The sequence below is a fragment of the Polaromonas sp. P1_H6 genome (genome assembly GCF_056405195.1).
Genome location: NZ_JBFUCN010000003.1, coordinates 151,110 through 165,331 on the forward strand (window position 1 = coordinate 151,110; position 14,222 = coordinate 165,331).

At 66.1% G+C, this 14,222-nt stretch carries 13 protein-coding genes; 5 read left to right on the plus strand and 8 right to left on the minus strand.

The annotated features are described in order from the left end of the window. Positions 1-106 precede the first annotated feature (106 nt). The gene (locus tag AC1D1F_RS04410; protein ID WP_477696082.1) at positions 107-973 is read left to right on the plus strand and encodes a transglutaminase-like domain-containing protein; all 867 of its coding nucleotides are present in this window, start codon (positions 107-109) and stop codon (positions 971-973) included. Positions 974-1,048: 75 nt separating this feature from the next. Here AC1D1F_RS04410 and AC1D1F_RS04415 read toward each other — a convergent pair whose 3' ends face one another. The 6 genes from AC1D1F_RS04415 to AC1D1F_RS04440 form a co-directional block, all read right to left on the minus strand. Beyond that, positions 1,049-2,017 (minus strand): branched-chain amino acid ABC transporter permease, encoded by a 969-nt coding sequence (locus tag AC1D1F_RS04415; RefSeq protein ID WP_477675228.1) that lies wholly within the window; start codon positions 2,015-2,017, stop codon positions 1,049-1,051. A 143-nt stretch (positions 2,018-2,160) separates the two neighbouring features. Beyond that, positions 2,161-3,045: a branched-chain amino acid ABC transporter permease gene (locus tag AC1D1F_RS04420; RefSeq protein WP_477675229.1), complete on the minus strand. Its 885-nt coding sequence runs from the start codon at positions 3,043-3,045 to the stop codon at positions 2,161-2,163. Positions 3,046-3,210: 165 nt separating this feature from the next. Further along, entirely contained in the window at positions 3,211-4,404 is a 1,194-nt protein-coding gene (locus AC1D1F_RS04425) for an ABC transporter substrate-binding protein (RefSeq protein WP_477653741.1), read from the minus strand. Positions 4,405-4,500: 96 nt separating this feature from the next. Further along, positions 4,501-5,205: an ABC transporter ATP-binding protein gene (locus AC1D1F_RS04430; protein ID WP_477696081.1), complete on the minus strand. Its 705-nt coding sequence runs from the start codon at positions 5,203-5,205 to the stop codon at positions 4,501-4,503. Next, positions 5,205-5,978, minus strand: a complete 774-nt coding sequence (locus tag AC1D1F_RS04435; protein WP_477677623.1) for an ABC transporter ATP-binding protein — start codon at positions 5,976-5,978, stop codon at positions 5,205-5,207. Before AC1D1F_RS04435 ends, AC1D1F_RS04430 begins: the two co-directional genes overlap by 1 nt. 419 nt (positions 5,979-6,397) lie before the next feature. Continuing rightward, positions 6,398-8,779, minus strand: a complete 2,382-nt coding sequence (locus tag AC1D1F_RS04440) for a DUF6600 domain-containing protein (protein WP_477696080.1) — start codon at positions 8,777-8,779, stop codon at positions 6,398-6,400. A 213-nt stretch (positions 8,780-8,992) separates the two neighbouring features. Here AC1D1F_RS04440 and AC1D1F_RS04445 point away from each other — a divergent pair, with 213 nt between their 5' ends. Then, a complete protein-coding gene (locus AC1D1F_RS04445) occupies positions 8,993-10,075 on the plus strand; it encodes a DUF6352 family protein (RefSeq protein ID WP_477696079.1) in 1,083 nt (360 codons plus the stop codon). Positions 10,076-10,094: 19 nt separating this feature from the next. Here the strand turns inward: AC1D1F_RS04445 and AC1D1F_RS04450 are convergent, their stop codons facing one another. Beyond that, positions 10,095-10,406 (minus strand): cupin domain-containing protein, encoded by a 312-nt coding sequence (locus AC1D1F_RS04450; protein WP_074575890.1) that lies wholly within the window; start codon positions 10,404-10,406, stop codon positions 10,095-10,097. A gap of 155 nt (positions 10,407-10,561) precedes the next feature. On the opposite strand from AC1D1F_RS04450, the gene AC1D1F_RS04455 reads away from it, so the two are divergent. Then, positions 10,562-11,395: an aldo/keto reductase gene (locus tag AC1D1F_RS04455; protein WP_477677620.1), complete on the plus strand. Its 834-nt coding sequence runs from the start codon at positions 10,562-10,564 to the stop codon at positions 11,393-11,395. 18 nt (positions 11,396-11,413) lie between these two features. On the opposite strand, the gene AC1D1F_RS04460 is transcribed toward AC1D1F_RS04455, so the two are convergent. After that, positions 11,414-12,142, minus strand: coding sequence for a hypothetical protein (locus AC1D1F_RS04460; RefSeq protein WP_477677619.1), 729 nt, complete (start codon positions 12,140-12,142; stop codon positions 11,414-11,416). Between the two features lie 219 nt (positions 12,143-12,361). Here AC1D1F_RS04460 and AC1D1F_RS04465 point away from each other — a divergent pair, with 219 nt between their 5' ends. Continuing rightward, entirely contained in the window at positions 12,362-13,324 is a 963-nt protein-coding gene (locus tag AC1D1F_RS04465; RefSeq protein WP_477677618.1) for a Bug family tripartite tricarboxylate transporter substrate binding protein, read from the plus strand. Positions 13,325-13,465: 141 nt separating this feature from the next. Then, a complete protein-coding gene (locus AC1D1F_RS04470) occupies positions 13,466-14,215 on the plus strand; it encodes a GntR family transcriptional regulator (RefSeq protein ID WP_477677617.1) in 750 nt (249 codons plus the stop codon). Positions 14,216-14,222 lie beyond the last annotated feature (7 nt).

Genomic DNA, 14,222 nt, shown 5'->3' on the forward strand with positions numbered 1-14,222 from the left:
GCCCTTTTTTGCGCGCCTAATGGGTGGCGACGGCGAACGACTCCGCTCGCCGCGCACATACCGGCTCCTTGTCTTTGGAGCCAAACCCCAAGACAGAAGGCATCCCATGGTCAGGCTTGAATTTTCCACCGTGCTGGGCTACGAGGTGATGGCGCCCGGCGCCGACTTCATCTTCAACATCCAGGCCGCGTACACGCCGCGGCAATGGGTGGTGAACGAGTCGCTGGGCCTGAGCCAGCCTGTGGCCACCAGTAGCTATACCGACCCGGCCACGCAAAGCCGGTTTCTGCGCCTGCATGCCGAGCCGGGCACGTTCACGCTGAGCTATACGGCGGTCGTGGACCTGGTTCACTACGAGGCGCAGCCGGGCTCGCTGCCCGAACTGAGCCCGCTGGCACTGCCCGGCGAGGTGCTGCCTTATCTTTATCCCAGCCGCTATTGCCAGTCGGACCGGTTGATGACGCTGGCCAACAGCCAGTTCGGCCATCTGCCGCTCGGTTATGGCCGCGCGCGGGCGATTTGCGACTGGGTGCAGCGGCACGTGAGTTTCCAGGGCAACACCAGCAACAGCACGACGTCGGCCATCGACACCCTGATAGAACGGGTGGGCGTGTGCCGCGATTTTGCGCACCTGATGATCGCCTTGTGCCGCGCGGCCAGCCTGCCGGCGCGCATGGCCAGTGGCATGGACTTTGGCGCCGACCCCGCGTTGGGCCCGCCGGATTTTCACGCCTACGTCGAGGTCTACCTGGGCGATCGCTGGTACATCTTCGACCCTTCGGGCACGGCGATTCCCATGGGCTTTGTGCGCTTCGCCACGGGACGGGACGCGGCCGACATTGCGTTTGCCACGATTTTTGGCAGCGTGCAGGCGGCGCAGCCGCAGATCCACATCGAGGCCGTGCCCAACGGGCAGGGGCAGCTGGTACTGCCGCAGCATGTGAACTACGCGTTGTCGACGGACGGGCCTTGATCGTCTGGACTTTTGGGGCGTCCAAAAAAAAGCGCGCAGGTTCTGCGCGTTTTTTTTGTGGGCGTTTGCGGCCGCTCAGGCTTGCTGCGATGCCGCCTTGGCGGCGTTGCGGCGGCGCTCCAGGAAGGCCTGCAACTCACCGATCACGCCCTTGCGGAAGGCCAGCACGCACAGCACAAAGATCGCACCGATGATGACGGTGACCCAGGAGCCGACCTTGTCGGCCAGCAGGTTTTGCAGCGCGATCACGATGCCGGATCCCATGACCGGGCCGAAGAAGGTGCCGACGCCGCCCAGCAGCGTCATCAGGATGACCTCACCGGACATGGACCAGTGCACGTCGGACAGCGTGGCAAAACCCATGACCAGCGTCTTCATCGAACCGGCAAGGCCCGCCAGCGAGGCCGACAGCACAAAGGCCAGCAGCTTGTAGCGGTCCACGTTGTAGCCCAGCGAGATGGCGCGGGGCTCGTTCTCGCGGATCATCTTGAGCACCTGGCCGAAAGGCGAATGCACGATGCGCGAGATGAACAGGAAGCAGGCCACAAAAATCGCCACCACCACGTAATACAGGTAGATGTCGGATTCGAGCGGGAGCAGGCCGAACAGCTTGCCGCGCGGCACGCCCTGCAGGCCGTCCTCGCCGCCGGTAAATTTCGCCTGCAGGCAGACGAAGTAAACCATCTGCGCGATGGCCAGCGTGATCATGGCGAAGTAAATGCCCTGACGGCGAATCGCCACCAGGCCGACCAGCAGGCCTATCAGGCCGGCCGCCACCGCGCCGGCCAGCAGGGCCAGCTCGGGTGTCCAGTTTTGCGACTTGATGAACCAGCCGGTGACATAGGCCGCCGAGCCGAAGAAGGCCGCGTGGCCGAAAGACAGCAGGCCGGTGAAGCCCAGCAGCAGGTTGAAGGCGCAGGCAAACAGCGCGAAGCACAGCAGCTTCATCACAAACACCGGGTAGAGGCCGAGCAACGGGGCCACCAGTGCCAGGGCCAGCAGCGCGACGTAGGTGATGCGGGTCAATTTTTTTGCGTTGTTCATTCAGATATCCATCGAGCCAAGCGGCAGGCACGGACTTCCAGTGCCAGCAGGGGCCGCGGAACCGGCTTTGCCGGGCCGCAGGCGCAGCGCCCCCTCGGGGGGCAGCGCATTACACGAAGTGAAAAGCGTGGGGGCCAACATCTCTAGACCTCTTTTCCGAAGAGGCCGGCGGGCCGGAACATCAGAACAATCACCATGATGACGAACACAACAATATTGGAGGCTTCAGGGTAAAACACGCGGGTCAGGCCTTCGACGATGCCCAGGCCCAGGCCGGTGATGACCGAGCCGAGGATGGAGCCCATGCCGCCGATCACCACGACGGCGAACACCACGATGATCAGGTTGGAGCCCATGAGCGGGTTGACCTGGATGATGGGCGCGGCCAGCACGCCGGCCAGCGCCGCCAGCGCGGCGCCGGCGCCGTAGGTCAGCATGACCATCATGGGGACGTTGACGCCGAAGGCCTGCACCAGCGGCGCGTTTTCAGTGCCTGCCCGCAGGTAGGCGCCCAGCCGGGTGCGCTCGATCAGGAACCAGGTCCCCAGGCAAACCACCAGCGACACCACCACCACCCAGGCGCGGTAAATCGGCAGGCGCATGAAGCCGAGGTCCATGGAGCCTGCCAGCAGGTCGGGTACGTTGTAGTTCTGGCCCGAGACGCCGTAAATTTCACGGAAAACGCCTTCCAGCACCAGCGCCAGGCCGAAGGTCAGCAGCAGGCCGTAGAGCGGGTCCAGCTTGTACAGGTGTTTGAGGAAAAGCCGCTCGATGATGACGCCGAGGATGCCGACCGTCAGCGGCGCCAGCACCAGCGCGAACCAGTAATTCATGCCGAACATGTCCAGCATGATCCAGGCGGCGAAGGCGCCCAGCATGTAGAGCGCGCCGTGCGCGAAGTTGACGATGCCCAGCAGGCCGAAAATCACCGCGAGCCCCAGGCTCAGCATGGCGTAGAAAGCGCCATTGACCAGGCCCAGCATCAGCTGGCCCATAAACGCTTGCAGGGGAATACCGAAAATTTCCATGGGAACCTGTCAGGACACCGATACCGTTAGTTGTGGCGGGAATGGGAGGGTGCTTAAAGATGCAGCCGGCCATCCCTGCGGATGGCCGGCTGGATCAAACCCCTCGTTCTTCTCCGTTTTTTTTGCCGTCAGTTCAAGGCTTGCGCCATTGCTCCATTTATTCCATTACTTCTTCACAGCCGCGCATTTGGACTCGGCCACCGTGGTGAAGGCCTGGTCGCCGGGCACCTTGGCGATGGTCTTGTAGTAGTCCCATGGCGTGCTGGAATCCTTGGCGCTCTTGACTTCATAGAGGTACATGTCGTGGATCATGCGGCCGTCGGCGCGGATCTGGCCCTTGTTGTAGAAGTCGTCGATCTTCATGCCCTTGAGCGTGCTCATGACCTTGTCGGTGTCGGTGGTGCCGGCGGCCTGCACGGCCTTCAGGTAGCTCATGGTGGCGGAGTAGTCGGCCGCCTGCAGGCTGGAAGGCATGCGCTTGTACTTGTCGAAGAAGCGCTTGGCGAACTTGCGCGAGGCGTCGTCCTGGTTCCAGTACCAGCTGTCAGCCAGCTGCAGGCCTTCGGTGTTGGCCAGGCCCAGGGAGTGCACGTCGTTGATGAACACCAGCAGGCCGGCGACCTTCATGGTCTTGCCAATGCCGAATTCCTTGGCGGCCTTCATGGCGTTGGTGAAGTCGCCGCCGGCGTTGGCCAAGGCCAGGATCTGCGCCTTGGACGATTGCGCCTGCAGCAGGAAGGACGAGAAGTCGGACGCGTTCAGCGGGTGGCGTACGGCGCCGGCCACGGTGCCGCCATTGGCCTTGACCACGGTGGAGGCATCGCCTTCGAGCGAGTAGCCGAAGGCGTAGTCGGCGGTCAGGAAGTACCAGCTCTTGTTGCCGGCCTTGACCAGCGCGGAGCCGGCCACCTTGGCCAGCGACACCGTGTCGTAGGCGTAGTGCACGGTGTAGGGCGAGCAGTCCTCATTCGTCAGGCGGGCGGAGCCGGCGCCGATGGCGATGAAGGGTTTTTTCTTTTCGGTGGTGACTTTGGACATGGCCAGCGCCGTGCCGGAGTTGGTGCCGCCTATCAGCATCTGCAGGCCGTCCTTGTCGATCCACTCGCGTGCCTTGGACGACGCGACGTCGGCCTTGTTCTGGTGGTCGGCGCTCAGCACCTCGATGGGGCGGTTCAGGACCTTGCCGCCGAAATCCTGCACGGCCCACCTCAGCATTTCCGCGCCGGCGGGGCCGTCGATGTCGGCGTACAGGCTGGACATGTCGGTGATGATGCCGATCTTGATCGGGCCGGTGTTCTGCGCGAAGGCGGCGCCGGTGAGGCCGAGGGCGAGTGCGGCAACAAGTGCTTTGAGTTTCATGATGTCTCCTGTTATTGAGGGGGTGAAAGGTGTGGGGATAAGGGAATGAAGGGGTGGGGAAATCGGATGGACTGAAAAGAAGGCGGCACTCCGGCGTCAGACGCCGAGGTATTCCTGCAGCATGCCCATGTTGCCGGCGAGTTCGTTCTGCGCGAACTGCTTGACGATGCGGCCGTGCTCCATGACGTAGAAGCGGTCGGCCAGCGGCGCGGCGAAACGGAAGTTCTGCTCCACCAGCACGATGGTGTAGCCCTTGGCTTTGAGCGTAAGGATCATCTCGGCGAGCTTCTGCACAATGACGGGCGCCAGGCCCTCGGAGATTTCATCGAGCAGCAAGAGGCGCGCGCCCGTGCGCAAAATGCGCGCAACGGCCAGCATCTGTTGCTCGCCGCCCGACAGGCGCGTGCCGGGGCTGCCGGCGCGTTCCTTGAGGTTGGGGAACATCGCGTAGATCTCGTCCAGGCTCATGCCGCCCGGGCCTATGGTGGGCGGCAGCATCAGGTTTTCTTCGGCCGTGAGGCTGGCGAAAATGCCGCGCTCTTCGGGGCAGTAGCCCACGCCCAGCCGGGCCACCTTGTGCGGCGCCAGCTTGATGGCTTCTTCGCCGTTGATCTTGATCGAGCCCTTGCGCGCACCCGTCATGCCGACGATGGCGCGCATGGTGGTGGTGCGGCCGGCGCCGTTGCGGCCCAGCAGCGTCACCACTTCGCCTTCGTTGACCGTGAGGTTCACGCCATGCAGGATGTGCGACTCGCCGTACCAGGCGTGCAGGTCTTCGATTTTGAGGAGCTCTTTGGACATCAGTGTGCCCCTTGCAACTCGGTGTTGGCGGTGCCCATATAGGCTTCGATCACCAGCGGGTTCTTCGCCACTTCGGCATACGGGCCGTCGGCGATGATGGCGCCGCGCTGCAGCACGGTGATGCGGTCGGCGATCGAGGACACCACGTTCATGTTGTGCTCGACCATCAGGATGGTGCGGCCGGCCGAGACTTTTTTGATCAGTTGCGTCACTCGGTCCACGTCCTCGTGGCCCATGCCCTGGGTGGGCTCGTCCAGCAGCATCAGCTCGGGTTCCAGCGCCAGCGTGGTGGCGAGTTCCAGCGCGCGCTTGCGGCCGTAAGGAAGGTTCACGGTCAGCTCGTCGGCGAAGGCGCTGAGGTCAACCTCGGCCAGCAGTTCGCGGGCGCGGCCGTGCAGGTGAAACAGGCTGTCTTCGGGCTTCCAGAAGTGGAAGGAGGTGCCCAGGTTGCGCTGCAGCGCCGCGCGCACGTTTTCCAGTACCGTCATGTGCGGGAACACGGCCGAGATCTGGAAGGAGCGCACGATGCCGCGACGCGCCGTCTGCGCGGGCTGCTCGAAGGTGATGTCGTTGCCGTTGTAGACGATGCTGCCCCGCGTCGGCGTCAGGAACTTGGTGAGCAGGTTGAAGAAGGTGGTCTTGCCCGCGCCGTTGGGCCCGATCAGTGCGTGGATATGCCCGCGCTGGACCTTGAGGTCCACGTTGTTGACGGCCACGAATCCCTTGAATTCCTTGGTCAGCCCTCGTGTTTCGAGAATGAACTCCACTGACAAATTAGTCTCCGGCGGGTGGGGGTTGAAATCACGGGGGCGCGAAGGCCGACGCGGCAGGTATGCAGCCGCGGGCATAGGCCCGTGAAACACAGTTGGTCATCCTAGCCACCAGCCCCTGGAGGCGATACCGGGCAGACCCTTAGGTAGTTTTGCGTCATGGGCAACCCTGAGGCCGCCCGCAAAACGCCCTCATGGCGTCGTTGCGCCGCCTTGCCGTGCCTGGTGCACTGTCTGCGGCTGCGCGCCTAGCCCTGAGGGCGTTGTGCGAGCGGCCTCCGCGCTTCTTGCTGGCAGCGGACCGCCCTCGCTTCGCGGGCGGGGTGCGGCGGCGCGCCTAGCCAGACGGGCTTTTGCGAGCGCCCTCCGCGCCCATTGCTTGCGAGGGAGCCGCCCTCGCTGCGCGGGCGGGATGCGGGTGCTTATTGCTCGCGGTTGCGGCCTGGGCCGCCTTCGCCGCGCTGGCCGCGCGGGTTGGCGGCGTCGGCCTGGCGGACCGGCTTGTCGGGGGTGGCGTCGCGTTGTGACTGTTGCTGCTGTTGCTGTTGACGGCGTTGTTGCTGTTGCTGCTCCTGGGCCTGACGCTGCTGTTCTTGCTGCGCACGCTGTTGCTGCTCCTGCTGCGCACGTTGTTGCTGTTGTTGCAAATGCTGCTGCTGTTGTTGCAACTGTTGTTGGTGCTGTTGTTGCTGTTGCTGCCTTTGCGCGGCTTGCTGCTGGCGGGCGTTTTCCTGGTCGCGCTGGGCCTGCTCGCGCAGGGCGCGCTGGCCTATGGGTTCTTCACCGGAACGGCGCTGCTGTTCCAGCTGGGGGCCTTGCAGCTTTTCCCGTTGTTCCTGCTGCTGGCGCTGCTGTTCGCGCTGGGCTTGCTGCTGGCTGCGACGGGCCTGTTCGGCGGCGTGGCGGTCGGCGTTGGCGCGGGCATCGGCGTTGGCATTGGCGGTCTGGGCGCGTTCCTGCGCCTCCTGGCGGGCCCGCGCGTCGCGCTGGGCCTGTTCGCGCAGGGCGCGCTGGCCTATGGCCTCTTCGCCCTGGCGGCGTTGCTGTTCCAGTTGCGGTGCTTGCAGCTGTTCCTGCCGCTCCTTTTGCTGGCGCTGCTGTTCGCGTTGCGCGCGCTGGCTGGCTTCGAGGGCGCTGCGGTCTGGTGCAGGCGCGGGCCGTGCAGCCGGCACTGCGCCGACAGGCGCGGTGGGGGAGGCGGGGGCAGCGGCTTGTGGCCGGGCATCGTGGTCCCTGCCGGCAACAGGTCCGGCGCGGCGGTCGTCGCGGTTGTTGTCATCGCGCCGGCCATCGCGGCCGTCCCTGTGGTCGCCACGCCTGTCGTCGCGGCTGCTGACCACCGGCCGCGCGGCCACGGCGGGCGGCGGCAAAGCGGCGGCGGCCACGGGGCGTTGCCGCTCGCGAAGCTCCGACGGATTCGGGCGCTGCGGCAGGGCGCCGCGGTCGGCCACGAGTTGCGCGCGGCCCAGGTCGGCGCTGCTCAGGCGGTGGGGGTTGCCGTGCACCGGCCGGCCGCGCTCGAAGTCCTCGCGGCTGACGGCCGTGACGGCGGCGGGCTGGCGCTGGTAGCGGTAAACATTGGTGACGTTGACGGTGTTGTTGACCACGATGTTGTTGTTCACCCGGGTGACATAGCGCGGGCTCACGCGGTAGGCCGGGCGGAAGGCCTCGCCGGGCGCTAGCGGGAACCAGCCCACGCCGGGGCGCGCCGCGCCGCCGACGGAGATATTCCAGCTCACGCCGCCGCTGCTGCCGCCGACAAAGGCGACCAGTGCGGGCGCGTAGACCGGGCGCGGCGCCAGCCGTCCCGGCACCCAGGCCCAGCGCGGGCCTATCTGTGCCCAGCGGCCGTAGTGGAAGGGCGCAAAACCCCAGGGCGCGTCGTCGACCCAGGTCCAACCCCAGGGCGAGACCCAGGCCCAGTGGCCCATGCGGTAGGGTGCCCAGTTGGCCGGCACGGCGCGCGGTATCCAGACGGCACCGTAGGCCGGGTCCTGGCTCCAGTTGCCGTAGCTGTCGAGCTGCTGGTAACCGACGGTTTCGCGCGGGACATAACGCGCCGAGACTGACTGGTTCTCCAGCCGGTCACGGTTGGCGGCCCACAGGTCGAAGTCGTCCTGCCGCGCGGCGCCGGGCCCCGCCGGCACCAGCTGCGTTCCGCCGAAATTGGCCTGCTGTCCGCCGGCCAGGTTCACCGAGGCCGAGCCATCACCGTAAATCACGCCGCCGCCCGACTGCGCAATCACGCGCGTGGTGTTGCCGGCCGGGTCCACATCAAGGCGGTAGTCGCCGGGCTGCGACACCACAAAAGCCAGGTTGGGCGTGTCGACTTCCAGGCGTTGGCCCTCGAACAGCTGGCGCACGCGCAGCCTGAGCGTGCCCTGGGCCAGGCGCAGCTGGGTGGTGTTGTCGTCCAGCGCGAGCAGGTCCAGGCTGGTCTGCTTGTTCATGCGCACGGCGGTGGAGCCGGCATAGAGTTCGGCGCGCGCCTGCGGGCCTGTCCACAGCCTGTCGCCGGCGGTCAGCGGCCGGTTCAGCGTGGCGGGTGTCCAGGCATCGGCCGCATCGCCCGGCGCAAAACTCACGGCGCCTTCGGCCAGGTTGAGCCGGGCCACGCTGCTCGGCGGGTCCGGCGCCTCACCCTGCGGCGCGGGCTGCTGCGCCCAGACGACGGGCTGCAGCAGTGCCAGCACAAAGGCCACGGCCAGCAGCACGAAGTACCAGTAAAGGTCGGAAAGCCGGAAAGCCCGCAAGGCATCATGGGCGGTGTCGTGGGATGAATGATGGGTGTCGGTGCTGGTCATGTTGCCGCTCTCTTCCTGTCGTTGCGGGCCATCGTTGATGGGGCCGTGTGGAGGCTTGTGGCCCTGTGTAGACCACCATACCCATGACAACGCGCCGAACGATGGATGGACTGCTAACAAGCGGTAAAGATTGCGCCATTCAAGGGCGCGATGAAACAGGATGTAATGCCGGCGTCGTCAAACACCCTGGGTCGATGTGAGACGATGTCGCCCATGCAAAACTTCTGGCCTTCCAGCGGCTTCGAACAACTCCAGCCCACGGCGCGCGGCTGGCTTCAGCCCACCGACGATTACCTGCGGCTGTTCCTGGCGCGGCCCGAGCTGGCGCTGGTGCCCGAGTCCTGCGAGGCCGAGCGCGCCCTGCATGCCGCGCTGGCGGCTTCGCCCTCCAGGCCGGTGGCGCCCGGCGAATTGCAGGCGCTGCAGGACGCGGACGCGCGTGACAACTACGCCTTGTTTTTGCGCTTTCGCGACGGCCTGCTGGCCGCAGGCACGCTGGAGGCCTATTACCTGGGCCTGTTTCCGCGCGACGGCACGGGCCGCATCGACATACCGCCGCTCTTCATTGATTTGATCGTGCAGGCGATCCTGCGCAACTTGCTGGCCGATTCCACCGATGCCTACGAAGTGCGCGCGGCCGAGATGCTTTTTCGCCCCCAGCGCATCAGCACTGAAGGGGGCAGGGTGCTCAGCGGCGACCTGGCGGTCATCGACATGTTCCATGAAACCGGCGGCGTGGGCGACTTCGGCCGCTTCCTGGCCGAGGCCGGGGCGCCTGTGCCCGCCGTCGAGTTGCAGGTGCTCAATGACGGCAATGCGGCAGCGTACTGGCAAGAAACCGAAGGGACCGGCTGCCACCGTTTTTTGCTGGACCTCACGCACGAGGTAAACAATGAACTGGGCCACGGCCTGGTGCTGACGCTGGTGCGCGCGCGTTCGGGCCTCAAGGCGCTGGCCGGCGTGCTGCAAAAATGGGTAGCGCATTTCCTCGGCATCGCCGTTACCATCCGCCCCGTGCAAAAGGTCGACGACGAGGCCTGGCGCTGGCACCTGGGGCTGGACGCAGGAGCGACGGCCCTGCTCAATGATTTGTATGAAGGCCGCGAGGTGGAACCGGCGCGCCTGCAGCGGCTGGTCAGCCTGTTCCGGCTGGACTTTGCCGACCCGCGCGAGATGCGCGCCGACGTGGCGGGCAAGCCGGTGTACCTGGGGCTGATGATGGACGCCGGCGGCGTGCTCAGGCTCAAGCCGCAAAACCTGCTGGTCAACCTGCCGCTGCCGCCCGCGGCTTCGTAGAAGCAGAAGCCCGAGTGCTTCAGTCGCTGCCCTCCACTTCCACCACCAGCACGCGGGCTTCGCCCACCGGCGAGGCGACGTGCTCGGTGCCCGCGCTCGCGAAAAAGATGTCGCCGGTTTCCAGCATCACCGAGCATTGGCCGCAGTTGTCGCGGTAGCGCATCTCGACGCGGCCGTCGAGCACGGCAAACACTTCTTCGCCCTCGTTGATGTGCCACTTGTAGGGTTTGTCGGTCCAGTGCAGCCGGGTCGTGATGCCCTGCATATTCGCCACCGTCATCGCGCCCCAGGCGCGTGTCGCGGTGAAATCCTTGCTTCGGATGATCTTCATATCGTTCTCCATCGGGTGAGCGCGTGGCGCAATGAAAGCCACGCCATGCTACGTCGCGGGGCCGCATGAACCATGAATTCTTCGGCCTGCATTGATTCCATAAGCGCATCACTGGAATGCCCCGCCCCGAGCTCCGCGGCGCTAAGATGATTTGCATGAAAACCGTATTGCTGCCCGACGGCGAAGCCGTTCCCGCCCTGGGCATGGGCACCTGGAACATCGGCGATGCGCGACCTCGCCGCGCCGACGAACTCGCGACCTTGCGGCTGGGCCTGGACCTGGGCTGCACGCTGGTCGACACCGCGGAAATGTATGGCGAGGGCCTGTCCGAGGAGCTGGTCGGCGAGGCGCTGCAGGGCCGGCGCGACGAGGCTTTTATCGTGAGCAAGGTGTATCCGCACAATGCCTCGAAGGCCGGCATGGTGGCGGCCTGCGAGCGCAGCCTGCGACGGCTGCGCACCGACCGCATAGACCTTTACCTGCTGCACTGGCGCGGCTCGGTGCCGCTGGCCGAAACCCTGCAGGCTTTCGTGGCGCTGCAGAAGGCCGGCAAGATACGGCATTACGGCGTCAGCAACCTGGACCTGGCCGACATGCGGGAGCTGTGGGACTTGCCCGGCGGGCAGGACGTGCAAACCAACCAGCTGCTGTACAACCTCACGCGGCGCGGCATCGAGTGGGACCTGCTGCCCTGGCTGCGCGAGCGGCGCGTGCCCGTCATGGCCTATTCGCCGATAGAGCAGGCGCGCCTGCTGCGCCATGCGGGCCTGGCCCGCTTCTCCCAACGCCACGGCATGCTGCCGGCCCAGGCCGCGCTGGCCTGGCTGCTGGCGCAGGAGGGCGTGATCGCGATTCCCAAAACCAGCCATCCCGACCGCCTGCGCGAGAACGTCGCGGCCGCCGGCATTCAACTCAGCCCTGAACAACTGGCCGAGCTGGACACGCTGTTCCAGCCGCCTTCCAGGGCCGCTCCGCTGGAGATGATCTAGGCGTATCGACCGCCCGCGTCAACGCGTCAGCCACATCCCCGCCGCCAGCAAGGCGGCCTGGACGGCCATGGCGATGTAGAGCGGCTTGCGGGAAGGCGTGGCGGCGTCTTGCAGCGTCTCGCCGATACGCTGCGTGAGCAGTGCGCGCAAGGCCGGATCAGGTGCACCGGGCGCGGGTGCGGCGGCAGTTTCCGCGGCGCGGCCCTGCTGCCATTGCGCCATCAGGTCGGCCAGCGGCAGGCGGTTCAGCACAAAATTGACCATGCCGCGCACGGCGCGGCCCTGGCCCAGCACGGGCGCCAGCTGCTGGACTATGGCATCGGCCGACAGCACGTCGGCCACGCGCTCCAGCGCGCTTTTGGTCCGCGGCATGGCTTCGATGCGTCCGGCAATCGCATCCGTCAGGCGCTGCGACATGGCTTCCCCATGGTTCATGACGACCTGCTGCACGGCCCGGCTGCGGCCGCGCGCCACACCCAGCATCAGGTAGATCGGCACAAAGGCCAGCAGCAGAAAACCGACCAGCAGGGGCGGTGAGAACAGCAGGGCGAGGATGGCGCCGGCGCCGCCCGCGTGCGCCGCGGCGGGCATGCCGGGGCCGGACAACCGGCTCAGGTAAAAGAAAAACACGCCGCCGCCCAGCAGGAAAGCCAGCAAAAAACCCATGGCGACGGAACCGGCAAATGCCACACCGGCTTTGGCGCCGGTGCGCACCATGGATGGCGCGGCGGAAGAAGTTGATGACATGCAAGGCCTCCCTGTTTTGTGGAAGGCCGATCATAGGGGGGCCGGGCTGGGGCCATCGCCGATCGAGACGCCCGCCCCCGCGGATCACGCTAGGGCCGCGCGGCGCCGCCATGTTGTATAGACAGGGCGGCGATAAAATCGAGGCTCAAAAACCGGCTGCATGCGGGGTGTTTTTTCATTCGCCTTATGCTTGGCAGACCCCATCAGGAGACTTTCCCCATGCTTCGCAAGATTCTGTCCTTCATCGCCCTCGCGTTCGTGCTTTGCGCCGCGCAGGCCCAGACCTATCCGGCCAAACCGATACGCCTGATCGTTCCCTTCCCGCCCGGCGGCGGCACCGACATCCTGTCGCGCCTGGTGGCCAACAAGCTGACCGAGGTCAGCAAGTGGACGGTGATCCCCGACAACCGCGGCGGCGCCGGCGGCACCATCGGCATCGCCGAAGCCGTGCGCGCCGCGCCCACCGGCTACGACATGGTCATGGGCCAGAAGGACAACCTGGTCGTCGCGCCCTGGCTGTATAAAAACCTGAGCTACGACCCGACCAAAGACCTGGTGGCCGTGGCCCACGTGGCCTACACGCCGGTGGTCATCGTCACGGGCGTGCAGTCGCGCTTCAAGACCCTGGCCGACGTGGTGGCCGCCGCCAAGGCCGCGCCCGACAGCATCACCTACGGTTCGCCCGGCAACGGCACGACCATCCACCTGGCCGGCGAGATCTTCAACAGCGCCGCCAACATCAAGCTGCGCCACGTGCCCTACAAGGGCTCCAACCCGGCCATGATGGATGTGCTGGCCGGCAACGTGGATCTCATGGTGTCCTCGCTGCCCTCGGCCATCGCCCAGATCAAGTCGGGCAAGCTGCGCCCGCTGGCCGTCACCTCGGCCCGCCGCAGCACCTCGCTGCCCGAGGTACCCACCGTGGCCGAACTGGGCTACAAGGACTTTGACGTCAGCACCTGGTACGGCCTGTTCATGCCGGCCGGCACTTCCAAAGACATCGTCGCCACCGTCAATGCCGAGGTCAACAAGCTGCTGGCCACGGCCGAGATGAAGGCCGCCATCCACGCCCAGGGCGCCGAAGTGCAGAACATGACGCCCGAACAGTTCTCCAGCCTGCTCAAGACCGACTATGTGAAGTGGAAGGGCATCGTGCAGGCTTCCGGCGCGACCATCGAATAAGCCGGTTCACGCTTTCCCGCAAAAGGCGGCGCCCAGATGGGCGCCGCCTTTTTTTATGGGCCGCAGCGCTCCGTGTAAACCCTAGGAAACAAAAGTCGGGATGCATGACATGATCTAGTCATCTATAGGACTAGATCAATCATGGCCATTCCAGCAAGCCCTTCGCTGACCGTGGTGCCCGCCGAACCGGGCCAAAGCCGTTACGCTGCCCTGGCCGCCGCCTTGCGCGCACGCGTAGTGGCGGGCGAATGGCCGCCGGGCAGCGCCTTGCCGGCCGAGCAGACCCTGGCCGCCGAGCACGGCGTGGCCTTGGGCACGCTGCGCCGCGCGCTGGAACTGCTGGCCGACCAGGGATTGATCGAACGCATCCACGGCCGCGGCACCTTTGTGCGTGCCGGCATGACGGGCGGCACCATGATGCGTTTCTTCCGCTTCGGCGAGGGCACGGGCGAAGTGCCGGCCTCGCACATCGTTTCGCGCCGGCTGCTGGTGGCGCCCGCCGAGGTGGCGCGGCGCCTGGGCCTGGCACGCGGCGATATGGCGCTGCGGCTGCAACGCGTACGCTCGCTCTCGGGCCAGCCCTGTGTTTATGAGGAAATCTGGCTGCCGCCGGCCCTGTTTGCCGAGCTCGCCGAGAGCGATACCGGCAGCTGGGGCGACCTGCTCTACCCGATGTTTGCCGAGCGCTGTGGAGTGCACGTGGCCCGCGCGGTCGATGAAATTGGCTTCAGCGCGCTCACGGCGGTGCAGGCCGGCCACCTGGCCTTGTCGGCCGGCCACCCCTGTGCGCTGGTCACGCGCTGCGCCTACGACCTGGCCGGCCATTGCGTGGAAGTGCGTTACACGCGGGGCGATGCCCATGCCTTTCACTACACCGTCACCATCACCTGAACACCCC